The following is a 23,622-nucleotide window of genomic DNA, read 5'->3' as shown; positions in this document are numbered from 1 at the left end:
TGGACAGGCGCTCAAAGCCGGTGACCACGCCATGCACGGTGCGCAGCGGTTTGATCTGGGGTGCGGGCAGGCCCAGCAGGGGCAGCTTGCTGGGGGGTGGATGCAGGCTGAAGGTGGCGCGTTTGCCGAGCATGAGCTCGACGGCGATGTCCTGTTCTGCCGAGGTGAATTCCACGCGGTAGAGGAAGGGTTCGCTGAGCTGCTCCCTGCCTTCGAAGGACAACACATCGAGTGCTGCGGCCAAACCCTCCACTGCCAGTTTGTGCTGGCTGGGGTTGAACAGGCCCAGAATCCCTTCTGCCATGTTCAGGCCTCCACGGGCGCACGTTGCGCGAGCTGAGCCCCGTCGGCGTCGGCGAAGTCCAGGGTGACACCCAGCCCCTCGCTATGCCCCAGTGTCACGCCTTGCGTGGCCTGCCCGGCTGCCTGGCGCTGCAGCAGTTGAAGGCTCAGCACGGGAAGGATCTGCTGATTCAGCAAACTGTCGATGTTGCGGGCACCGCTATCGGGCAACAGGCAGGTATCGACCAATGCATCGTTGAGCGCCTCATCGATGCTGCACTTCACGCCATAGTGACGCTCAAGCCGCTTGGCCACCTGGGCGAGCTTGATGGCCACGATGCGTTTGAGCGCATCCGCTCGCAGCGGCCGGTAGATCAGGGTTTGAAAACGCGCCAGCAAGGCAGGCTGGAAGTGTTCGCGCAGAACGGGGCGAAGCAGATTCTGCAGGTGACTGTCGGCGGCTTCGGGTTGCGCATGCAGAAAATCTTGCAGCACGTCGCTGGCGAGGTTGGATGTCATGAGGATAACGGTGTTGCGAAAATCAACTTCCCGCCCTTCGCCATCACGCATGAAACCGCGGTCGAAAACCTGGTAGAAGAGGTTGAGCACATCGCGGTGGGCCTTCTCTACCTCATCCAGCAACACCACGCTGTAGGGGCGCTGACGCACCGCTTCGGTGAGCACCCCGCCCTGCCCGTAGCCCACGTAGCCGGGCGGCGAGCCCTTGAGCTGGCTGACGGTGTGCGCCTCCTGGTACTCCGAGAAATTGAGGGTGATCAGCGACTTCTCGCCACCGAACAAGCTGTCCGCCAGCGCGAGTGCTGTTTCGGTCTTGCCGACGCCACTGCTGCCGACGAGCAGGAAAACGCCCAGCGGGGTCTTGTCATCGGTCAACCCGCTGCGGGCTGCACGCAGGCGTTGAGCCAGTGCGTTCAACGCGTGTTCCTGACCAATGACGCGTTCTGACAGCTGCTGTTCCAGGGCCAGAAGGCTGGCGTGTTCATCCTTGAGCAAGCTGCCCAGCGGCACACCGGTCCAGTCGGCAATCACTTCGGCCACGCTGCGCGCGGTCACATCCAGCGCGAGCAAGGGCTGCTGCCCTGCGATGCTGCCCAACTGTCGCTGCAGCTCAGCAATTTCAGCAGGATCCTTTGCTACAGACTGACGCGCTTGCAGCAAGTGCTGAGTCAGCGCCAGCTCTTGCCGATACTGCAGCTCAAGGGCCGCTTGCTGCTCTTGCAAATGGCTCAGTTGTTCACCAAGCCTGGCCAACAGGTCGTCGTCGCAGCGCCCCCGAAGCTGACCGTCCTCTTGCACAGCCTGCTGCTGCAATTTGAGCGCGGCCTGGCTGGACTTGAGCCGCACCAACGCCTGCGGTTCGCAGTCCAGGCTCATGCGAACGCGAGCACAGGCCGTATCGAGCAGGTCGACTGCCTTGTCAGGCAAGCGGCGGCCGGTCAGGTAGCGACGCGACAGGGTGACCGCCGCCTGAACCGCTGCATCTTCGACATGCACGCCATGGTGGTCGGCATACCGCGCCTTGAGCCCACGCAGCATCAGGCAAGCGTTGCCATCGTTGGGCTCATCGACCTTGACCATCTGAAAGCGACGTTCCAGCGCAGCATCACGCTCAAAATATTGTTTGTACTCACTCCAGGTGGTGGCGGCGAGGGTGCGCAGCTCGCCCCTGGCAAGGGCGGGCTTGAGCAGGTTTGCAGCATCTGCCGCGCCAGCCTGGTTGCCGGCACCGATCAGGGTGTGAGCTTCATCGATGAACAACAGGATGGGCGTGGGGGACTGTTGAACGGCATCGATGACACTTTTGAGCCGCTGCTCGAACTCGCCCTTTACACCCGCGCCCGCTTGCAACAGGCCAAGGTCCAGGGCCCGCACTTGCACGGGCTTGAGGCTGTCAGGCACTTCCCCTGCGCTGATGCGCAAGGCCAGGCCTTCGACCAGCGCGGTCTTGCCTACCCCTGGCTCACCGACCAGGATCGGGTTGTTCTTGCGCCGCCGACCGAGGATGTCGATGACCTGGCGAATTTCGTCATCCCTGCCGAACACCGGGTCGATCTGCCCTGCCGCAGCTTTCGCCGTGAGATCTTGCGTGAACCGTTCGAGCACTTGCGACAAGGCAGTGTCATCGAAGGCCTGGCTTTCACCCGTAGGTTGCTCGCCCAGCGTGACCGGGCTCTCGGGGCGTTCCTCCGACGCTTGATCGAGCGATGCAGCCATTTGCTGCAATTGCGTTGAGCCGATACTGAGCAATGGCCAGGCGGCCGGGCACCTGAGCAACCCTGGAGCCTTCAGCAAAGCGCCCAACAGATGAGACGAACGCAAGCACTCGCTGTTGCCCTCCAGCGATGCCTGCAACCACGCATCGGTAATCAGCTGCTGCAGCTCATTGCTCAGTTGCGGCTTGCTGCGAACGCTACGTGGCAACTTGTCGAAGTACTCGAGCAAGCCTTGCCACATGGCATCCATGTCCCAGTTGCAGCGACGTGCAATCACTGTCAGGTCGCCCTGCCCTTGCTCCAGCAACTTGAGCAGCCAGTGTTCGAGGGTGATCTGCGCGTGACCGCGGCTCTGGCACATGGATGCAGCCGCCGTCAGTGCCTGGGCACAATAAGCGTTGAGGCGACGAAGCAGGCGGGTTGGATCATGTGACATACAGTGCGTCCTTGTTAGGCGGGCAAGACGTGCGTCCGAGTAGCAGGTGACGAGGAGCGATGTGTTCGGTTGAACATCCTCGAACGGACGCTCAACCCAGCACACCGGAAAAGATCCGGCAGACGAAAGCCGTCTGCCGGCAGTAGCGCATCAGGCGCTTTGGCGCTCATTCCAGGAGTCGGAATGAATGATGTTGCCGTCCTTGAAGGCCCAGGTGATCTTCTCGTAACGCAGTTGAACCTCTTCCAGGTGGTTGAACTTCTCCTTCGATGGCTCCTTGATGTCGTGCATCGTCGGAGCAACAGTTACGACTTTGACGTTCTCCAGGATGGTGCTGAAGTACTCGACCTCATACCCGTTATCGTCGATCTGGTACCACTTGAACTCAGCTCTTCTCAGTGTTTGGCCAGTGGTCACCGCTTTGTAGAGGTACGGGCTGGAAGCATCGATTTGCTTGGTGAACACAAACGGCTCATGAATGCGCGTTCCCGTCAGCTTTCCGGTGTTGTTGTCAGTTGGGATGTACAAGTTGTGTTGTTGAGCGACCACTTCGATAGAACCTTCGCGGCCCTTGACACTCACAGAGCCTTTCACCTCCGTTCCGGCGTCATCTGTCAGCCAAAGGTATACGGGTATAGCCATGTGAAACTCCTTCTCCTGGAAGTTGAATGCCGCCAAATGCGGCCTGGGTTACGCGCCCGACGCCACGGCCGGAGAGGCACAGGCCCCCGGCTCTGGCACCAGGCGGATTTCTACGCGACGATTGAGCGAGCGACCGTGCTCGGTGTCATTGCTGGCAATCGGTTGGCTGGCACCGAAGCCCTGGACGGCAAAGCAGCTGCCGGGGATATCGCCCATGCGCGACATCCATTCGTGCACCGCAGCAGCGCGTGCGGTGGACAAACGCAGGTTCTGCTCGTCATTGCCGGTGGCGTCGGTGTGCCCGGTTATGACAATCAGCCAGCCAGGCTGGGCCTTGATGCCGACCAGTGCCTTGACCAGCACGTGGGTCGACTCCAGCTTCAGTTGGGCGCTACCACTGCTGAACAGTGACAGGCTGTTTAACCGGACGACCTCGCGGGCATTGCTTGGGAGGGGCACTGTCGCCGGCCGGCGATGGCCGGAAATCGTGGCGTGCACAGCCGCCCGCAACCGCTCCCCCTGATACAAGCCCAAGCCAAGCGACCACGGCTCGCCCTGACGGTAGTAGTCGTCCAGGCGCAGCGCATCCTGGCGAAGCGTTGCCAGTGCCTGCTCTTGATGCGGGCTCAGCGTCGCAGCCTGGTAACGGCGCAGATCGTCAGTTACCTGGCGCACGAGCAATGTGTTCTGCCATGCCGAGCTCATCAGCGCGATGACACCTGCGCCGACCAGCAGCCACAGGCCCAGCAACTGCGCACGGTATCGGTGGTGACGCGGGGCGTTGATGGGCAACAGATGAAGCAAAGGGTCAGGGAATGGCGACTGCTCGGCGACCTTGGTGGCCGGCGCCTTGGGCATGGCGCGCAATCGCGTGTGTTCATGCAGCCAACGTTGCCACAGGTTGTTTTCCACCCAGTGCCCCGTCGCTGGCCCTGCCACGAAGGCAACTGCCACGGCAGGCCAAAACGCATGACTGTGTCGCTTGCCCGCCCCGTCAGACTTCATCAGTTCAGCAAGCCATTGGGTGGCGCTGTGCAACTGCACGCACGTCTCCAGGCGCGCCGCTGGATTCGCGCTTTGCTGCCACTCGCTCAGGTCGATGCAGTCACCCGCCTCCCGCACCACCAGGCCGGTTTTGCCCGCTTCCCAGCTGAACCAGCCCGCTGACAGGGTTTGCAGGTAGCACGTCACCAGGACAGGCAGGCCGACTCCACGCTTGCGCACCATGGCCACTTGATTGCCAAAGCGGCGTATCTGGCCAGTCAGTACTGGCGCGTCGCTATGGGCACAAGGATCGACAATCAACAACGCACTGAGCTGCCCGTTCCACGCCGGCCTTTTTGCCAGCACTTGCGCAGCCAGCCCTTGCAATTGGTCTACGCAGGGCACCCGTACATAACAACCCAGATCGGTCACACGCAGTGCCAAGCGGTCATCGGGAATCGGGCCGAACAGGCCGACAAGCCCATCACCACACACCAGCAATACGGGGTGAGGGTATGAAGCGGGCGGGAAGGCGCAACCCTGCGCCAAAAGCAGGTCACCTGGGTATGCCTCTGGTCTTGAGGCACGCAGCCAAGTGAGGAGCGCCGCGCACGCTATCGCTACCACGCAGAGCACCCGCCAGCCAGCGGCAAGAGGCACGATCGCCACGATCGCCAAGGCCAATGCAGCTGCCCATAAACTGAGGCCGCGAATCTGCTTGCGTGTCATAGGCGCCTCACACCAGGCCTGGCAGCAGCGAGGCAAGCGCCCCTGCCAGTACGCGGTCCAGCCCCCACCAGACACCGGCGAGAACCACGCTCGCGGCGACAATGTGCAGCACAGGTGAATGCAGCCAGGCCAATGCTTGCCGCGAAGGGGTTTTACCTGCCCGCACCACTAGGCCTTGCGTGAGGTCGAGCGGGGCAACTTGCGAGGTAAGAGCAGCCAGCAGTTGCTGGCGCTCCGGGTCATTGGCATCGCGATACCGCCCCAGGAAACCCAGCATCAACACCCGTTGAAAAACGGTGAGCACAAGCGGGTTGCCCGAAGGCTCTGCCAGGACCGAGCGTATTTCCTGATAAACAAACTCACCCGCCTGATGGGTATTGAAGAACCTGGCCTGCAAAGACTCTCTGGCCCAGGCGGCATGAGCCTCGTCCACCACGCGCGCGAGCACGGTTTCGTCCAGCAAGGCGCATTGGGCGTGGCTGATGAAATCGATGTTTCGCGCATCCAGCCCTGCCTCCACGAGTGCTTCACGGGCGCGTTCGACTTGCTCTACACAACTGTTCCAGAGCTCCGGCGAGCTGTGCACCTTGGCGCCCTGGCGCAACTCGATGACCAGCAGATAGGTGTCCTGCAGCAGCTCGTCGATGTTCAAGCGCGAGGCGAAGGGTTGCTCTATCCGCTTCATGCGCGCAGTACCGCAAAGAGTTCAAGCTTGAGGTCCGCGAACGTGCTCGGCACGTACAGCGCACAGACGCCTTCGGCCAACATGGCCTGGCCCTTGGCATGGGCGAGATCGAGGGCGAAGTACTGATTCTCCAGCCGCAACGGAATGGCCGCCGGCACATGGCTGAGCGGCTGCAGGGGTACCCCCTCCAGCGCAGCGTTCACCAGGTGATCCACGTCCTGTGGCGCACCTACCTTGCACAGCCTGGGAAACTGGCTCTGCACCTGGGCAACGGGCAGCCGGCAACGAACCGACAGATAGAAATCAGCGCCGTTGGGTTCGAGCAGGCGGGGGTCGTTCAAGCTGACCTGCCAACGGTTGGCACTGGGCTGCTCCAGCACCAGCGCCACGACCCGCGATGGCAGGCTCGCTTCCAGCAAGCTGGAAATGGTCCGCATCAAGGGCGGCAACACGGCTTCCAGGTTGCCGTGCTGGTACGGCGCAATGCTGCCAACATCCTGATCGAGCGAGAACGTCAGCAAACTCCCCGCCAACTGGATAAGGCATTGATACACCTGCTCGGGATGCCGAGCGGGCTGGGCCTTGAGGTCTGCCAGCACTGGCTGGAAGGTGTTCAAGGCATTGAGCAGCCAGAACAAGGTGACATCCGCCACGGCAAAATCGGCCATGCGCTGGTTGCTTTCACGGCGCATGCCCATCAGCCGCTCTCGCTTGGCTGAAAGCTGCGTCAGCAGGTTGTCCAACTGCGAAAGCAAACCTGGATGAGCATCGACACTCAGCAGCGGCGCAATGAACGCGCCATCCACCTCCCAACCACCCTGGGCGCCACGCACGAGGCGAGCCAGGGGGCATGTCAGGTAGTCGGCATTGTCGTCATCAGCAAAACGCAGGCTCAAGGCGTGCTCCAGTACGCCAATTGACTGCACTTCGTCACCGAACTGGTCCTGCACCTCGCGCCATACCTGGCGATAGCGCTTCGGACGATCAGCCGTGCGGCCTTCGAACAGGCAGTTGTTGCCGTTGGCCTGCTCCAACGGCAAGGCCAGCAGCACCGTTGCGCTTTGTGCATCCTCCGGCCGATGCGCAAGTTCGATCGCCGCGGGTAACGGGTCGATACGATCAGTGTCGATCAATGTGCCATCCGGCATGCAGAGGCGAATGCAAGCTGCCTTGAGTTTGCCGAGAAGTAGCGCGTCCTTATCGAACGCCACTGCCTGTATGCCCCAAGGATGAACAAGGCCCAGTTGCATACAGAAACGGTTGGCCCACGATTCGAGGCGAGCTTGCTGTTGGAATTGTTGCGGCGACAACAGCATTCCCGAAGCCCATAACGGACGCGCAATATTCAAGGCATAGACTCCTGCAGCCGTGGTTACGATTTCGCCTTAGGCATTTGCGATACCAATGACAAGTTGATGTCCATACCTTCCACTTGAAAGTGCGGCACAGCGAACAACTTGACCCGGAAGAAGCCAGGGTTGTCGTCAATGTCTTCGACGATCACCTTCGCCTCGCGTAAAGGATGTGAAGCTTGCAAGTCATCGCTCGGGTCGGTCATTTCAGTTACCAATCCGCCGACCCACTTGTTCAACTCCATTTCGAGCAAACGGCGGTCTTTGGTCGTGCCAATGTTTTCTCGCTGGATCAGCTTCAAGTAATGGGCAATTCGCGACAGCAGGAAAACATAGGGCAAACGGGCGTTGATACGGCTATTGGCCGTCGCTTCGGCGGTATCGTAAATCGCGGGCTTATGCGCAGAGTTCGCCGAAAAGAAACACGCATAATCGCGATTCTTGTAATACGACAGCGGGATGAGGCCCAGGTTGGAGAATTCAAACTCACGGGTTTCTGGGATCATCACCTCGGAGGGGATTTTTACCTGGTTTCCCGTGCCCAGATCATAAAGATGAATCGGCAGGTCGCTGACCGCACCGCCCGACTGCGGCCCACGAATTTGCACGCACCATCCGTTGGTGATAAAGCTCTTGACCATATTGGCGGCGAAGGCAAACGTGGCGTTTACCCAGAGGTACTTGCCATGGTCGGGGCCTTTGACCTTTTCCACGTAATTGAAAGCCCGTACCGGGCGCGTATCCGGGCCGTAAGGCAAGCGGCCCAATACCCGTGGCATCAACAGCCCGACGTAGCGCGCATCGTCGCTGGCGGCAAAACTCTGCCACTTGATGTACTCGGCGCGGTCCATGTAGTTGCCGATGTCCTTGATGGCAGCAACGTCCTCCATGCTTTCCTTGCCAAAAAAAGCTGGCCCCACCGCTCCCAGGAAGGGCATATGCGCAGCCGCCGCCACTTTCGAGATGCTGCGCAGCAGCGCGATGTCTTGCGGGCTGCGGTCGAACTCATAGTTGGACACTGCGGCGGCGATGGGCTCGCCTCCTGGCGTGTCGTACTCCTGCGTGTAGGTATGCAGGTACAAGCCGCTCTGGGCGATTTCGGGTGCGTCGTCGAAATCCTGGACCAGGTGGGCTTTGCTGATATCCAGCAGTTCAATGCGCACGTTCTGGCGGAAGTCTGTCTGATCGACCAGTGACTTCGCGCCGCGCCAGGTTGATTCGACTCGCTGGAAGTCAGGGTGGTGCATCACCGCATCGAGCTGACGGCTGATTTGTGTATCCAGCGCTGCGATGTGCCTGTCGAGCAATGCCCTGTCGAGGCGCTCGACTTTCGACGACGCACCTTTGAGTAAATCGAGAAAGACACTTATGGATGCCGTCACGCGCGCGTCGGCACTCGCCTCCGAGAGCACCTCTACACTTTGAAACGCTTCAATCCCACCCATTTCGGCAAGCGGTTTGAGATTGATTCTTTCGAAAAGCGCGTGGTACACACCCTGACTTTCAGCCAATACCGTGCCGCTGCGCGTTTGCGCAGAAGTTTGTTTTTCGGACATTTCTAACTTCCTGTGATGGGGTCGAAGCGCGATCAATGCTCAGTGGGCGGGGCCAATGCCGTCAGTTCGCTGCGCAAGGCTTCGCTCAATGTTTCATCCCTGAGGATGCGCTCCAGCTCGGTGCGAAACGTGGCGTTGTCCAACACATTGGCTTTCAATTCACGCAACAGATTGCGCATCGCCAGAAGCGCCCGCAGCTGAGGAATTTGCCGCGCCACGTGTTCGGGTTCAAAATCCTTGATGCTTTGGAATTGCAACGCGACCGAGGTATCGGAGCCGTCGTCGACCAACGTGTTTTCCACCGCCATTTGCAACGTGGGCGAAAAGTCCGCCAGGACGTGATCGAAGTTATTCTTGTCGATATTGATTTTTGCTCTTTCTGAAAGGGGGCGCTGCTCCGCGCCGTTGCTGTAATCCCCCATCAACATGAGTTTCAGCGGTAGCTCAACCTTGCGTTGCGCACCGCCCGTATGCAGATCCAGCTTGATATTGACGCGTGCCTTTGGCACTTCGCCTTGAAAACTCTTCGAAGCCATAACCCCTCCCGAAATTTGGCGGGCCTGATGATGTCGTTAGTTGAATATCGCTTCTTTCTAACGACAAGCGCCGCACCACCGGGTGACACCTTGGATGAAGTTTTCAAATCAATCTATAGTTGGGCCAAAAGATAGACCGGGCCTACATTTAATGGAAATTATTCCTACAGAAAATCTGTAGCAGGCAGTTATCGCGGAAACTTTCAATTGATTCACATCAATAAAAAGCGTCTGGAAGAAATTCGATAAAACCAGCGTCACTGAAACGTGAGGACGGTCAAGGACAAAGAGAGGGCGTCATGTGAAGTGCTGGCGGCTGCCACGTCCGGCTTTGGCCCTGGCAGGCCAAATTCCAGGCACAAAAAAAGAGGCCCTTAGGCCTCTTCCTTGTGATCCCAGCGACGCACTGAGGATCGAATTTGGAGCGGGAAACGAGACTCGAACTCGCGACCCCGACCTTGGCAAGGTCGTGCTCTACCAACTGAGCTATTCCCGCGTCGTGATGGGCGCCATTCTACCGATATCTAAAATGGCGTCAACCCCTTGATTCAAAAAAGTTTTATTTCTGCTCCGAACCTTCGCGCAGGTGCGGCCAGGCGGCCAGCAGGTAGTGCACCATCGACCACAGGGTCAGCGCCGCCGCCACCAGCAGCAAGCCGTAGCCCAGCACCACCCAGAAGCTCACGATCGGCGGGTTGGCCAGCAGGATCACCAGCGCCAGCATCTGCGCCGCGGTCTTCCACTTGCCCAGGTTGGACACGGCCACATGCGCCCTCGCCCCCAGCTCGGCCATCCACTCGCGCAGGGCCGACACCACGATTTCGCGGCCGATGATTACGGCCGCCGGCAGGGTCAGCCAGAAGTTGGCGTGTACCTGCACCAGCAGCACAAGGGCCACGGCCACCATCAGCTTGTCGGCCACCGGGTCGAGGAAGGCGCCGAACGGCGTGCTCTGCTGCAGGCGGCGCGCCAGGTAGCCGTCCAGCCAGTCGGTGGCGGCGGCGATGGCGAACACCGTGCTGGCGGCCATGTAGCTCCAGTGATAGGGCACATAGAACAGCAGGATGAAGATCGGGATGAGCAGGACGCGTAGAACGGTGAGCAGGTTTGGAATATTCATCGGTACGACTGGCTGCGGGTTGAGCCCGGCATTCTACTCGCTATGCAGGCTGGCATAAATTGATTCGGCAAGCTTTTTACTGATGCCGGGGGCTTTGGCGATTTCGTCGATGCTGGCGCGGTTGAGCTCCTGCAGGCCGCCGAAATGTTTCAGCAGGTCGCGGCGGCGCTTGGGCCCTACCCCGGCCACGTCTTCCAGGGTCGACACGCGCCGGGCCTTGCCGCGCCGGGCGCGGTGGCCGGTGATGGCGAAGCGGTGGGCTTCGTCGCGGATCTGCTGGATCAGGTGCAGCGCCGGGTTATCGCCCTTGAGGGTGAACTCGTGGGCCACGTCGTTGAGGTAGAGGGTTTCGAAACCGGCCTTGCGCGTCACGCCCTTGGCCACGCCCAGCAGGGTCAGGTCGGTGAAGGCCAGCTCCTGCATCACTTCGCGGGCCATGTTCAGCTGGCCCTTGCCGCCGTCCACCAGCAGCACGTCGGGCAGCTTGCCCTCGCCGTCCTTGATGCGCCCGTAGCGGCGGGTCAGGGCCTGGTGCATGGCGGCATAGTCGTCACCCGGGGTGACGCCTTCGATGTTGAAGCGCCGGTAATCGGATTTCAGCGGGCCTTCGGGGCCGAACACCACGCAGCTGGCCACCGTGGCTTCGCCGCTGGAATGGCTGATGTCGTAGCACTCCAGGCGCTGAGGCACTTCATCCAGGCCAAGCACCTCGGCCAGGGCCTCGAAGCGCGCGGCCATGTGCTGGCGGTTGGCCAGGCGGGCGTTGAGCGCCTGTTCGGCGTTGGTCACCGCCAGCTGCTGCCAGCGCGCGCGGGTGCCGCGCACCCGGTGGCTGATGCTCAGTTCGCGGCCGCGCAAGGTCTGCAGGGCCTCGGTGATGGCGGCGAAGTCTTCGTGCACCACGTTGACGATCAGCTCGCCCGGCAGCTCGCGCTCGGCGTTGCCCAGGTAGTACTGGGAGAGGAACGCGGCCATCACTTCGGCCACCTCCTCCTCGATGCCCACCTGCGGGAAGAAGTTCTTGCTGCCCAGCACCCGCCCGCCGCGCACGCTGATCAGGTGCACGCAGGCGCCCCCGGGGTTGACGAAGGCGGCGACCACGTCGACGTCACCGGAGCCGCCCTCGATGTACTGCTGGTCCTGCACCCGGCGCAGCAGGGCAATCTGGTCGCGAAGCTCGGCGGCCTTCTCGAAGTTCAGGGCCATGGCGGCCTTTTCCATCTCGGCGTTGAGCTCGTTGCCCAGCTGCTGGCTGCGGCCTTCGAGGAACATCACCGAGTGGCGCACGTCCTCGGCGTACTCTTCGGGCTCGACCAGGCCCACGCACGGCCCCTTGCAGCGCTTGATCTGGTACTGCAGGCACGGCCGGGTGCGGTTGGCGTAGTAGCTGTCTTCGCACTGACGCACCGAAAAGGCTTTTTGCAGCAGGCTCAGGCTTTCACGGATGGCGCCGGCGCTGGGGTACGGCCCGAAATAGCGGCCCTTGGCCTTTTTCGCACCGCGGTGGATGCCCAGACGTGGGAATTGCCCGTCAGAAAGGAAGACATAAGGGTAGGATTTATCGTCGCGCAACAAAATGTTGTACGGCGGCCGCCACTCCTTGATCAGGTTCTGCTCGAGCAGCAGCGCCTCGGTCTCGTTGGCGGTGATGGTGGTTTCCACCTGGGCGATACGGCCCACCAGCGCGGCGGTTTTCGGCGCCAGGCCGGTCTTGCGAAAATAGCTGGCCAGGCGCTTCTTGAGGTTCTTCGCCTTGCCCACGTAGAGCAGGCGGGCTTGGGCGTCGAACATCCGGTAAACGCCCGGGCGACCACTGCAGGTCGCCAGGAATGCGCTGGCATCGAAATTCTGAGACATGAGGGTTTACAGGCTTGCGTCGACCATACCGTGGCGAACGGCCAGCAAGGTCAGTTCGACGTCGCTGGTGACCGAGAGTTTTTCAAAGATCCGATAACGGTAAGTATTGACGGTCTTGGGCGACAGGCACAACTTGTCGGAGATGATCTGCACCTTCTGGCAGCCAACGATCATCAGGGCAATCTGGATTTCCCGCTCCGACAGCGCATCGAACGGCGAGCCTTGCGGCTGGAACGACTTGAGCGCCATCTGCTGGGCGATCTGCGGGCTGATGTAGCGCTGGCCGGCGAACGCCAGGCGGATGGCCTGGACCATTTCGTCGAGCCCCGCGCCCTTGGTCAGGTAGCCGGCGGCGCCAGCCTGCATCAGCCGCGTGGGGAACGGGTCTTCTTCGCACACGGTGACGGCCACCACCTTGATGTCGGGGTGGCTGCGCAGCATCTTGCGGGTGGCTTCCAGGCCGCCGATCCCAGGCATCTTCACGTCCATCAGCACGACGTCCGGCTTGAGCTCTCGGGCCAGCTTCAGCGCCGACTCCCCCGAATCCGCCTCGCCCACCACCTGCAGGCCGTCGATGTCGGCGAGCATGCGTGTAATACCGGTTCGTACCAGATCGTGGTCGTCGACCACTAGGACCCTTATCAAGCAGACACCTCGTCAACAGGGCGATTGGATCCCGCCACCTTAACAAAATTTTTCAAGACGAACCTAGCGTAAAACTTCTGTCACACCTGACTGGCGCTCATGATGCCGGGGCCACGCCCCCTGGCCGTTCCTGCCCTCGCCCGCCAGGCGCTCGAGCAGATGCCCCAATGCCGCCTGGTCGGCGGCCGACAAGCGTCGAAACGCCCCCAGCAAACCGCTTTCTTGCGTGCTCAGGCTCTCCAGCGGCGCAGGCGTGCGCACACCGCTCAATACATAAAGTGCATCAACCCCCTTGGCCGCCAGCGACGCCAGGTAATCGAGCCGTGGCGTGCGCTCGCCGCTTTCGTACTTGCCTTGGGCATTGGGCTCGACGCCGCCGATATCGCCAAACACCCGCTGGGTCATGCCCAGCCGCTCGCGCTCTTCCCTTAGCCGCGGACCGAGTCCGTTCATATGACGCTTCTCCTTTCCTTTAATCGTCATTGGGGCCTGCCCACCATCCTGTGCGCAGTTGCAGACTGCGTGGTCACTATGCCCCTGGTCAGCATCCGTCGCAAGCCAGTATTAGGCCATCAGGCATATCGCAGCAGCGGGCGCGAACCTGTTGTTAATCATGGGAAATAACAACTTGGGCCGCTGACAACAAACACCCACGGGGCGGAAAAACAGGGGGAACGCCATCGATCTGGCGCCATTAAGCCGGCATCAAGGGGGAAGAAGTTTTTTTGACGCCCAACTAACAGCAACTTTAACTCATTGATTTGCTTAGGTTTTTTAACTTTCACAGAGATAAATAAGGCGATTTGCAAATAAGCCAAGAGCAACGCTTGCAATAAAAATAAGAACGCATTTAGTCTGTAAATAGACCACTAAGAAACAGCCTGTAACGCCACTTCTGAGCGCGGCTTAATTCTGCGCGTCTGCCATTCGACAACTACTTGAACTGTGTATCTCGGCCGGCTTCGCCGCGCCTGGGGAGAGGGATCTATGAACATCAGTATCTTTGGACTTGGCTATGTCGGCGCGGTCTGCGCGGGTTGCCTTTCGGCCCGCGGCCACCATGTGCTGGGGGTGGACATTTCCCCGGCGAAAATCGAACTGATCAACCAGGGCAAGTCGCCCATCGTCGAGCCGGGCCTGGAGCAATTGCTGCTCGACGGCGTGCGCCAGGGCCGCCTGCGCGGTACCACCGATGTGCAGGCGGCCATCCTGGCCACTGAAATGTCGCTGCTGTGCGTAGGCACGCCGAGCAAGAAGAATGGCGACCTCGACCTGGTCTACATGGAAGCGGTCTGCCGCGAAATCGGCGCGGCCCTGCGCGACAAAGGCAGCCGCCACACCGTGGTGGTGCGCAGCACCGTGCTGCCCGGCACGGTGAAGAACGTGGTCATCCCGATTCTGGAAAAAGCCTCCGGCAAGCGCGCCGGCGTCGACTTCGGCGTGGCGGTGAACCCGGAGTTCCTGCGTGAAAGCACCGCCATCCAGGACTACGACTTCCCGGCCATGACCGTGATCGGCGAACTGGACAAGGCCTCGGGCGACCTGCTCGAGTCGCTGTACCAGGGCCTGGACGCACCGATCATCCGCAAGCCGATCGAAGTCGCCGAGATGATCAAGTACACCTGCAACGTCTGGCACGCCACCAAGGTCAGCTTCGCCAACGAGATCGGCAACATCGCCAAGGCCTCGGGCGTGGACGGCCGCGAGGTGATGGACGTGGTCTGCCAGGACTTCAAGCTCAACCTCTCGCGCTACTACCTGCGCCCAGGCTTCGCCTTCGGTGGCTCGTGCCTGCCCAAGGACGTGCGCGCCCTCACCTACCGTGCCAGCCAGCTCGACGTCGAGCACCCGCTGCTGGCCTCGATCATGGCCAGCAACCGCAACCAGGTGCAGAACGCCATCGACCTCATCGAGCGCCAGGACAAGCGCAAGGTCGCCCTGCTCGGCCTGAGCTTCAAGGCCGGCACCGACGACCTGCGCGAAAGCCCGCTGGTGGAACTGGCCGAGCGCTTGATCGGCAAGGGCTACCAGCTGCGCATCTTCGACTCCAACGTCGAATACGCCCGGGTGTTCGGGGCCAACCGCGAGTACATCGAATCGAAGATCCCGCATGTCTCGTCGCTGCTCAACAGCGACCTGCAACAGGTGATCGATGACGCCGACGTGATCGTCCTGGGCAACAACGACGAGCGCTTCGCCCGCGCCCTGGAGGCCGGCAACGGCAAGCAGGTGATCGACCTGGTCGGCTTCATGCCCGGCATCAGCGACACCCACACCCAGGGCATCTGCTGGTAACCGCCACCCCGCACAGCAGCGCAACACCCCACGCAGGCCCCGGCCTGCGCGGGGCTTTGCGCGGGCGGCGGAAAACAGGAGTCATGGCTACATGGATCGACAGCAACCGCCCTTCGTGGCACCAGGCTACTTGCGCGCGGGCGCCAGCTTCTTCGCCTGGGCCTGCCTGGCCGGCCTGATCGCACTGGCATCGGAGATGGTCGCGCCGCAATACCTGGACCCGAACCATCACCTGTTCATCTTCATCATCGGCACCCTGGGCATGTGGCGCTATGGCAATGCCATCGTCCACTACCTGCGCGGCATGTACTTTTTGCACTGGCAGTTCCCGCGCCTGCGCCGGCGGGTCGAGCGCATGGGCGATGCGGCCTTGCCGTCGCACCTGTTCATGGTGGTGACCAGCTTTCGCATCCCCACCCACACCACCTTCAAGGTGTACCAGTCGGTGTTCCAGGAGGTGCAGCGGCTGAAGGTACCGTGCACGGTGATCGCCTCGATCGTGGAAAAGGGCGACGAGACCTTCATCAAGGACATCATGCGCAACGAGGTGCAGGGCCGCGACGACATCAAGCTGGTGATCGTGCGTGCCCGCGGCACCGGCAAGCGTGATGGCCTGGCCCACGCCTTCCGCGCGCTGTCCCGGCAGATGCCGCTGGAAGACGCGGTGGTCGGCGTGGTCGACGGCGACACCATGATGCTGCCCGGCTGCGTCGAGCGCGCGGTCAAGCTGTTCGCCGTGCTGCCCGACGTTGGCGGCCTCACCACCAACGAGTTCTGCGAGGTCGAAGGCAGCCGCTGGATGCGCCAGTGGCACTCGATGCGCTTCGTCCAGCGGCACATCAACATGTGCTCCATGGCGCTGTCGCACCGGGTGCTGACGCTGACCGGGCGGCTGTCGTTCTTCCGCGCCTCGGTAATGATCGACCCGGCGTTCATCCGCGACGTCGAGGCCGACTTCCTCCAGCACTGGCGCCTGGGCCGCTTCCAGTTCCTCACCGGCGACGACAAGTCGAGCTGGCTGAGCCTGATGCGCGCCGGCTGGGACACCTTCTACGTGCCCGACAGCCACACCCTGACCGTCGAGCACCCGCCCAGCGACAACTTCTGGGTGGCCACCCGCCAGCTGATGTTCCGCTGGTACGGCAACTCGCTGCGCCAGAACTTCCGCGCCACCGCCCTGCTTGGCCGGGCGCGGCTGGGGCTGTTCACCTTGTACGTGCTGCTCGACCAGCGGGTGTCGATGTGGACCTGCCTGATGGGCCTGACCGCCTCGGTGGTGGCCGGCCTGGTGTTCGGCATCCAGTACCTCTTGGTGTACCTGTTCTGGGTGCTGATCTCGCGCAGCCTGGTGACCGTGCTGTTCGTCTTCGCCGGCCACCCGGTCAGCCCGATGTACCCATTCGTTCTCTATTACAACCAGATCGTCGGTTCGCTGATGAAGGTCTACGCGATGTTCCACATGGACCAGCAAAGCTGGACGCGGCAGAAGACCACCCTGGCCACCGGTAGCGTCGACTTCGACGCCACCCTCAACCGCTGGTCCTCGAAGGCGATGCTGTGCTCATCGATCGCCATCTTCTTCGGGGTCATCACCGTTCTTTTGGAACTCACGCAACGTTAAGGAAAGGCGCCTGCACATGAGTAGCACGAACATTCCCGTGGCCCCGGGCAAGACAGCGGCCAACATCGTCCACGAGGCCATCGACGAGCGCCAGTACGTGCGCACCCGGATGAACGCCCGCGTACGCCTGAGCAGTGCCGGCCAGGCGCCGTTCGAAACGGCCCTGCAGGACATCTCCCTCGGCGGCCTGGGCCTGCGCCACGAGGCGCCGCTGACCATCGGCGCGCTGTACGACGCCTCGATCCGCCTGCGCCTGAACCAGGTCGACCTGAGCATCGACAGCAAGATCCGCATCGTCTCCCAGCGCGGCAGCGAAGTGGGCGCGCAGTTCGTCGAGCTCGATGCTCAGAAGCGCGACATCCTGCGCTACCTGATCAGCGCCTACATGTCGGGCGAAATCGCCGACATCAACGGCCTGTTCAACGTCATGCAGCGCGAAAACTACATCAAGGAGCGCAAGCACAAGTACGCCAGCGCCCGCACCCCGGGCGCGCGCCTCAAGGCCCTGGCCGGCACCCTGGCGTACACCGCCGCCGGTGTCGCGGCGCTGGCGTTCGTCGGCTACAAGGGCTACCTGCTGTTCTTCCGCATCCCGGCCGTGCAGGCCCAGGTGGCGGCCAACGCCCAGGTCATCAGCATGCCCGACAACGGCTACGTGAAGTACCTGCTGCCCGCCGACGCCAGCGAAGTGAAGGCCGGCCAACCGGTGGCGAACATCTCCACCCAGCTGGCCACCAGCTTCACCAGCCCGGCCGACATGAAGGCGGTGGCCGACCTCGCCCCCGGTGACCTGCAGGCCCTGCTCGGCCGCGCCACCATCGAGACGGTGATCAACAGCCCCTGCGACTGTTTGGTCTACTACCCCGGCCAGCGCCTGGACGGCTACGGCTACAAGCAGGCGCCGCTGCTGCACCTGCTGCCCAAGGACCAGGGCCTGTTCGTGCGCGCCAACGTGCCGTTCGACAAGCTTGCCGATGTCGACCGGGTGAAGTCGGTGGACATGCAGGTGTTCGGCCTCGACCAGCACTTCAGCGGGAAGGTGGTCGACGCCCGCGTCGATGAAACCAACCGCAACCTGGCGCTGACCATCCAGCCGGACACCCCGCTGCCGGCCGACGCCTACCAGAAAGCGGTGGCCGTCGACCTGTACCTGGGCCTGCCGTTCGGCGCTGCGCGCTGACTGGCCGAGGACTGACCCCATGAGCGTGAACATGCCGTCCCGCCTGCTGCTGGCAAGCCTGGCCCTGGCCTGCGCCAGCGCGGCCACTGCCGGGCAGAGCCTGGAACAGATCCGCTACGCGCTGTACAAGGACCCAGGCGCCGAGGTCACTGCCGACCTGCGCGAACTGGCGGCCCGTGGCGACCTGGCCAGTACCCTGCTGCTGGGCGATGTGCTGGCCGGGCGCGACGACGCCAGCCGCACGGAGGTGGTGGCGCTGTACCAGAAGGCCTTTGCCGACGGCCACGGCCTGGTGCCGGCGCTGGCCTCGCTGGCCCGCCTGATCGACCGCACGCCCAGCCTGCGCGAAGCGCAACGGCCCTGGGTGGCCGAGGCGCTGACGCGCTACCCGGCCAACCTCGACCCGCGCAACACCAGCACCACCCTCGAGGTGTTCCTGGCCTACCCGGAGCTGGTCGAGACCACCCAGGCCGCGCAACTGCTGGGCCTGTACGAACGCGCCTGCCTGCTCAACTGCCGCCCCGAGCTGTACCACGCGGTGCTGGCCGAGCGCCAGGGCGACCGCGCCAGCGCCGAGCGCTGGTACCGCCAGGCGGTGCAGGTGGATGTGCGTGCCATCGACCGCTACTACGCGTTCCTCGGCGAGCGCCAGGATCAGCTGTTCCCGGCCTTCGCCGACCAGCTCGAGGCGCAGCGCGAGCAGTTGCCGGTGGAGATCGTGCACCGCATCGCCGCGCTGCTCGACAGCATCACCAGCGTGCAGCGCGCCGAGCTCGACGCCGACCGCTACGAGCGCCAGGCCGCCACCAGCACCCTGGAGAAGCTGCCACCGAGCGCCGAGCAACTGGCCCGCGACAAAGCCCAGGACGATGCCCTGAACCTGGCCAGCGCCCGCGTCCAGCGTTGGCGCGACGTGGCCGTGGCCCGCGGCTTCGTGCCGGCCATGGTGTCCAAGGCCAACTACATGATTTCCAACCCCACCGAGCACAACGCCGAAGAAACCCAGGCGCTGATCGACCAGGTGCGCGAGCGCGAACCGACCCGGGCCAAGGCCCTGCAGGCGCAGTTCTACATGGTCAACAACTGGCTGACCCTGGACCCGGACAAGGCCCGCGCCCTGATCGAGGAGCTGCGCGCCAACCACTACCCGGGCGCCGGCCTGCTTGAGGCCGAGTACTACAGCAAGGGCGTGGCAGACCAGCCCGACCAGGAAAAGGCCCTGGCCCTGTTCCAGGCCGAAGCCGACAAGGGCAACACCGCCGCCTGGTACCGCATGGCCACGCTGCACGCCTATGGCCGCGCCCTGTGCCACGACCCGGTCAAGGCCTACACCTACGCCCGCGTCGCCCTGGACCTTGGCGAGCGCAGCGCGCGCAGCCTGCTCAAGCGCCTGGAGAAGACATTGCAAAAGGATGACATCGAGCGCGCCCTCGCCGCTCGCAACGGACTGTTCAAGGAGGCCACCCTGTGAAAGCGCACCACCCCCTGTTCGGCGCCCTGCTGGCCCTGGCCCCCTTGCCAGCGGCACTGGCAAGCGAAGAAATCACCGGCCCGGAAGCCGACAGCAACGAGCCGGTGCGCGTCGCCGCCGCCGATGGCAGCGAGCCGGTCATCACCTCGGAGTTCTTCAACAAGCTCACCGTGCAGACCGGCTACGGCCCCGAGGACTCGCAGGTCGGCAGCGACCGCGAGTCGTTCTACAGCCTGCGCTACGAGCCATCGTTCGCCTGGTACTCGCCGGAAAAGCGCTGGGCCAAGTGGATGGTCTACGGCCGCCTGTGGCTGAACTACGACTCCAGCCAGTCGAGCAACCTGACCAACGAAGCCAGCAACGGCAATGAGCGCGAGCAGCCCGAAGGCTGGTACGCCGAACTGCGCGAGCTGTACGTCAAGCGCAACCTGATCGGCGACGACCCGCGCTTCTCGGCCTCGCTGGGCCGCCAGCGGTTCTACGACGACTACGGCATCTGGTGGGACGACAGCCTCGAGTCGCTGCGCTTCAACTACCAGGACACCTTCAGCGAGGCGTTCTTCGCCGTCGGCCAGAAATTCCACAACTACAACACCGACGTCAACCGCCTGGCCGACAGCGAGGAGCGCACCACCTACCTGATGGGCCAGTACGCCTACCGCTGGAGCCCGAACAACCAGGTCGGCGTGCGCCTGATGCACGAGAACGACCACAGCGGCCACGACGCCGACGACCGCTACGACTTCAAGGGCATGCGCTACGGGCTGTTCTTCAAGGGCGACAACCTGGCCTACCCGGTGCTCAGCGACTACCACCTGGAGCTGGCGGCGCTGGACGGCAAGATGGACAACACCGACGGCAACGGCCAGACCAGCACCGGCCACAGCAGCAAGGGCTGGGCGGCCCTGGGCGAAGTCGGCAAGCGTTTCGACAGCCTGCCATGGACCCCACGCCTGGCCCTGCGCGGCGGCCTGACCGACAAACCCAGCGACGAAAACGATGGCTTCCGCCTCAATGCCATCCAGTCCGACCGCATCACCCGCAGCGGTTCCTACAGCACCCGCCTGACCAGCTCGTTCGTCGCCCTCGACCTGCGCAACCTGAGCTACTACGGCCTGGCTGTGGAAACCCGGCCGACCCCACGCAGCGCGCTGGATTTGCGGGTCACCCAGCTGAACCTGCGCGACGCCGATGGCACCCTGCCGATCCGCATGAACGGCGACCAGCGCGCCGAGCGCAACCGCGCCATCGCCCAGGGCAGCAACGGCAACGGGCGCAACGTCGGGCAGATGCTCGACCTCAACTACTACTGGAAGATGTTTCCGGTAGCCATCGACGGCAAGCACCTGGACGTCAACGCGCTGGTCAGCGCCAGTTACCTCAATGCCGGCAGCGCATTGGCAACCGGCGACGACTACCAGCTGAGCGTCGGCGTGGTCATCAGTTACTAAGGACGGGCCCTGCCATGATCTTCGCCTCCAATGTGTTCCTGTTCCTTTACCTGCCGCTGTTCCTGGCCGTGTACTTCCTGGCAAGGCCAAGCTGGCGCTCGACGGTGATCGTGGCCGCCAGCTACATCTTCTATGCCTGGTGGCGGCCGGACTTCCTGCTGCTGTTCGTCGGCATCACCTACTGGAACTACGCCTTCGGCCTGCGCATCAAGGCGCGCCTGGATGCCGGCGACAAGCGCTGGGCCCTGCGCCTGCTGTGGATCGGCGTGGCCGGCAACCTGGCGACCCTGGGCTACTTCAAGTACGCCAACTTCGGTGCCGAAGTGCTGGCCCTGCTGCTGGCGCCGTTGGGCATCAACACCTGGACCCTGGAAAACATCTTCCTGCCGCTGGGCATCTCGTTCTACGTGTTCCACGCGCTGAGCTACATCGTCGACATCTACCGCAAGGACGCCACGCCCACCCGCAGCTTCATCGACTTCGCCGCCTTCGTCGCGCTGTTCCCGCACCTGGTGGCCGGGCCGATCCTGCGCTACAGCCAGCTGGCCCCGCAGCTGCGCGAGCGCAGCCATTCCCTGGAGCTGTTTTCGCTGGGCGTGTGCCGGTTCATGCTCGGCTTCATCATGAAGGTGCTGATCGCCGACCGCCTGGCGCCGATCAACGTGCTGTTCGTCAGCGAGGGCGCGCTGCAGTTCAGCGATGCCTGGTTCGGCCTGGTGATCTCCACGCTGCAGCTGTACTTCGACTTCGCCGGCTACAGCCACATGGCCCTGGGCCTGGCGTTGATGATGGGCTTTCGCTTCCCGGAAAACTTCAACCAGCCCTATGTGTCGCAGAGCATCACCGAGTTCTGGGCGCGCTGGCACATGACCCTGGCGCATTTTCTGCGCGACTACGTGTACATGCCGCTGGTGCGCAAGCGCGTGGCCGGCGCGCTGCCGGCGCTGGTCTGGACCATGCTGCTGTCGGGCCTGTGGCACGGGGCGAGCTTCGCCTTCATCTGCTGGGGGCTGTTCTTCGGCATCGGCATGGTCATCGAGCGCAAGTTCGGCCTGGCCACCAAGGTCACCACGCCCTACCGCCTGGGGCGCAACCTGCGCACCGCCCTGCTGATCGTGCTGAGCATGCCGCTGTTCTTCACCATGGACCTGCGCCACAGCCTGGACATCTACAAGGCGCTGTTCGGCTTCAACGGCTTCGGCTCGCTGCAGCTCTACGTGCTCGGCGCCTCGAAGATGGCCATGGCCTTTGCCCTGGTGGCGCTGGCCTGGCTGCTGCTGGCCGGGATCAACAACGTGCGCTTCTATGCCGGCAACAAGGAAGGCTACTTCATGCGCCATGTCGGCGCGCTGCACAGCGTGCTGCTGTGGGGCGGTTTCCTGTTGGCGCTGAGCAGCCTGGCGGCCAACTCCTTTTCGCCCTTCCTGTATTTCCAGTTCTAGGAGACGGCCATGTACCCGGTAATGAATTCGGCCAGCAAGGCCAATGGCCTGATCTTCGCCCTGGTGCTGGGGGCGATGTTCATCTATTCGCTGCCGCCGGTGGCGAGCTTCGCCCGCACCTCCACCGACACCTGGAACCTGTTCGTCGACGGCAAGCTGCTGCGCAAGTTCGAGCAGGCCTACGACAAGCGCTTCTTCCTGCGTGAGCCGTCGGTGCAGCTGTGGGCCGACGCCCAGTTCCACCTGTTCGGCGAAGGCACCAAGGGCGTGGTGCTGGGCAAGGATGGCTGGCTCTACACCAACCAGGAGTACCGCGTGCCCAACGACCTGGAGGCCAACCTGGGCAGCCAGCTGGAGCAGATTGCCAAGGTGCGGGCGCAACTGGCCGAGCACGGCAAGCAGTTGGTGATCCTGCCGCTGCCGATGAAGCTGGACGTGTACGCGGCGCATGCCGAACAGGCCTTCGACCCGCGGGTGAGCAGCCTCTACGACCGCTTTGTCGCCGAGCTGCAGCGCCGCCAGCTGGACGTGGTGCCGCTGCGCTCGGCGTTCCTGGCCAACCTCGACGGCCCGCAGCTGTTTCTCAAGTCCGACACCCACTGGAGCCCGGAAGGCGCGCGGTTATCGGCCTACGAGCTGGCGCGCCAGCGCCCGCAGCTACTCGGTGACCAGGTGTACGTGTCGCACAAGGCCGGCGAAAAGAGCGTCAAGGGCGACCTGATGAACTACATCCAGTTCGACCACGCGCGCCTGGCGCCGCAGTTCGGCCCCAACCCGATCGCCCTGTACGAAACCCTCAAGGCCGAGCAGCAGGCCGACGACCTGTTCGCCGAGCAGGACCAGAGCCTGCTGCTGGTGGGCACCAGCTACAGCAAGATCGACGACTGGAATTTCGTCGGCTTTCTCAAGGAAGCGCTCAACCGCGACCTGTTGAGCATCGCCGTGGAAGCCCGCGGCCCGTTCGAGGCGATGAACCAGTTCCTGGCCAGCGACCAGCTGGCCAATGCGCAGGTCGACACCGTGGTCTGGGAATTCCCCCTGCGCACCCTGCTTGCCCACCGGCCCGGCTCGCTCAGCCGCAGCGCCACGCCGCAACATTTCTGA

18 protein-coding genes, 1 tRNA gene and 1 pseudogene are annotated in these 23,622 nt (G+C 62.9%); 7 read left to right on the top strand and 13 right to left on the bottom strand.

Translation table 11 applies throughout. The features are described from left to right. From ACIPG5_RS23385 to ACIPG5_RS23325, 13 genes and pseudogenes are all read right to left on the bottom strand, one after another. Positions 1–304, bottom strand: a pseudogene (locus ACIPG5_RS23385) (type VI secretion system tip protein VgrG); the annotation flags it as partial. A gap of 2 nt (positions 305–306) precedes the next feature. Then, complete coding sequence (gene tssH, locus ACIPG5_RS23380) at positions 307–2,952, bottom strand: type VI secretion system ATPase TssH (protein WP_401378462.1); 2,646 nt, start codon at positions 2,950–2,952, stop codon at positions 307–309. Positions 2,953–3,102: 150 nt separating this feature from the next. Further along, positions 3,103–3,594, bottom strand: coding sequence for an Hcp family type VI secretion system effector (locus ACIPG5_RS23375; protein WP_401378461.1), 492 nt, complete (start codon positions 3,592–3,594; stop codon positions 3,103–3,105). 48 nt (positions 3,595–3,642) lie between these two features. Next, positions 3,643–5,307 (bottom strand): OmpA family protein, encoded by a 1,665-nt coding sequence (locus tag ACIPG5_RS23370; protein ID WP_401378459.1) that lies wholly within the window; start codon positions 5,305–5,307, stop codon positions 3,643–3,645. A 7-nt stretch (positions 5,308–5,314) separates the two neighbouring features. Next, positions 5,315–5,992, bottom strand: a complete 678-nt coding sequence (gene tssL / locus ACIPG5_RS23365; RefSeq protein WP_401378457.1) for a type VI secretion system protein TssL, short form — start codon at positions 5,990–5,992, stop codon at positions 5,315–5,317. After that, positions 5,989–7,341 carry a type VI secretion system baseplate subunit TssK gene (gene tssK / locus ACIPG5_RS23360; RefSeq protein ID WP_401378455.1) on the bottom strand — a complete coding sequence of 451 codons (1,353 nt, stop codon included), beginning with the start codon at positions 7,339–7,341 and terminating at the stop codon, positions 5,989–5,991. Before tssK ends, tssL begins: the two co-directional genes overlap by 4 nt. 23 nt (positions 7,342–7,364) lie before the next feature. Beyond that, positions 7,365–8,900 carry a type VI secretion system contractile sheath large subunit gene (tssC, locus tag ACIPG5_RS23355; protein ID WP_401378453.1) on the bottom strand — a complete coding sequence of 512 codons (1,536 nt, stop codon included), beginning with the start codon at positions 8,898–8,900 and terminating at the stop codon, positions 7,365–7,367. 32 nt (positions 8,901–8,932) lie between these two features. Beyond that, positions 8,933–9,436 (bottom strand): type VI secretion system contractile sheath small subunit, encoded by a 504-nt coding sequence (tssB, locus tag ACIPG5_RS23350; RefSeq protein ID WP_401378451.1) that lies wholly within the window; start codon positions 9,434–9,436, stop codon positions 8,933–8,935. Positions 9,437–9,856: 420 nt separating this feature from the next. Continuing rightward, a tRNA-Gly gene (locus ACIPG5_RS23345) sits at positions 9,857–9,932 on the bottom strand. A 63-nt stretch (positions 9,933–9,995) separates the two neighbouring features. Beyond that, positions 9,996–10,556, bottom strand: coding sequence for a CDP-diacylglycerol--glycerol-3-phosphate 3-phosphatidyltransferase (pgsA, locus tag ACIPG5_RS23340; RefSeq protein ID WP_176513427.1), 561 nt, complete (start codon positions 10,554–10,556; stop codon positions 9,996–9,998). 33 nt (positions 10,557–10,589) lie between these two features. Beyond that, on the bottom strand, positions 10,590–12,413 hold the full coding sequence (uvrC, locus tag ACIPG5_RS23335; protein ID WP_176513429.1) for an excinuclease ABC subunit UvrC: 1,824 nt from the start codon (positions 12,411–12,413) through the stop codon (positions 10,590–10,592). Positions 12,414–12,419: 6 nt separating this feature from the next. Next, the gene (uvrY, locus tag ACIPG5_RS23330) at positions 12,420–13,058 is read right to left on the bottom strand and encodes a UvrY/SirA/GacA family response regulator transcription factor (RefSeq protein ID WP_176513431.1); all 639 of its coding nucleotides are present in this window, start codon (positions 13,056–13,058) and stop codon (positions 12,420–12,422) included. Positions 13,059–13,121: 63 nt separating this feature from the next. Continuing rightward, entirely contained in the window at positions 13,122–13,511 is a 390-nt protein-coding gene (locus ACIPG5_RS23325; protein ID WP_176513433.1) for a helix-turn-helix domain-containing protein, read from the bottom strand. A gap of 534 nt (positions 13,512–14,045) precedes the next feature. On the opposite strand from ACIPG5_RS23325, the gene ACIPG5_RS23320 reads away from it, so the two are divergent. The 7 genes from ACIPG5_RS23320 (at position 14,046) to ACIPG5_RS23290 (ending at position 23,622) form a co-directional block, all read left to right on the top strand. Then, positions 14,046–15,353, top strand: a complete 1,308-nt coding sequence (locus tag ACIPG5_RS23320; RefSeq protein ID WP_401378448.1) for a nucleotide sugar dehydrogenase — start codon at positions 14,046–14,048, stop codon at positions 15,351–15,353. A gap of 91 nt (positions 15,354–15,444) precedes the next feature. Continuing rightward, on the top strand, positions 15,445–16,974 hold the full coding sequence (locus ACIPG5_RS23315; RefSeq protein ID WP_286912348.1) for a glycosyltransferase: 1,530 nt from the start codon (positions 15,445–15,447) through the stop codon (positions 16,972–16,974). A gap of 16 nt (positions 16,975–16,990) precedes the next feature. Continuing rightward, positions 16,991–18,154 carry a PilZ domain-containing protein gene (locus tag ACIPG5_RS23310; RefSeq protein ID WP_176513439.1) on the top strand — a complete coding sequence of 388 codons (1,164 nt, stop codon included), beginning with the start codon at positions 16,991–16,993 and terminating at the stop codon, positions 18,152–18,154. 19 nt (positions 18,155–18,173) lie between these two features. Continuing rightward, positions 18,174–19,625 carry a sel1 repeat family protein gene (locus tag ACIPG5_RS23305; RefSeq protein ID WP_401378446.1) on the top strand — a complete coding sequence of 484 codons (1,452 nt, stop codon included), beginning with the start codon at positions 18,174–18,176 and terminating at the stop codon, positions 19,623–19,625. Continuing rightward, positions 19,622–21,076 carry an alginate export family protein gene (locus ACIPG5_RS23300; protein ID WP_401378444.1) on the top strand — a complete coding sequence of 485 codons (1,455 nt, stop codon included), beginning with the start codon at positions 19,622–19,624 and terminating at the stop codon, positions 21,074–21,076. The genes ACIPG5_RS23305 and ACIPG5_RS23300 overlap by 4 nt, the downstream gene beginning before the upstream one ends. A 14-nt stretch (positions 21,077–21,090) precedes the next feature. Then, a complete protein-coding gene (locus ACIPG5_RS23295) occupies positions 21,091–22,518 on the top strand; it encodes an MBOAT family protein (RefSeq protein ID WP_236236932.1) in 1,428 nt (475 codons plus the stop codon). A gap of 9 nt (positions 22,519–22,527) precedes the next feature. After that, on the top strand, positions 22,528–23,622 hold the full coding sequence (locus ACIPG5_RS23290; RefSeq protein WP_401378442.1) for an alginate O-acetyltransferase: 1,095 nt from the start codon (positions 22,528–22,530) through the stop codon (positions 23,620–23,622).

The sequence above is a fragment of the Pseudomonas sp. NPDC087029 genome (genome assembly GCF_044745345.1).
GTDB lineage: Bacteria > Pseudomonadota > Gammaproteobacteria > Pseudomonadales > Pseudomonadaceae > Aquipseudomonas > Aquipseudomonas faucium.
Note: the sequence above shows the minus strand (reverse complement) of the source record. Positions and strands in the feature narration are given on the sequence as shown.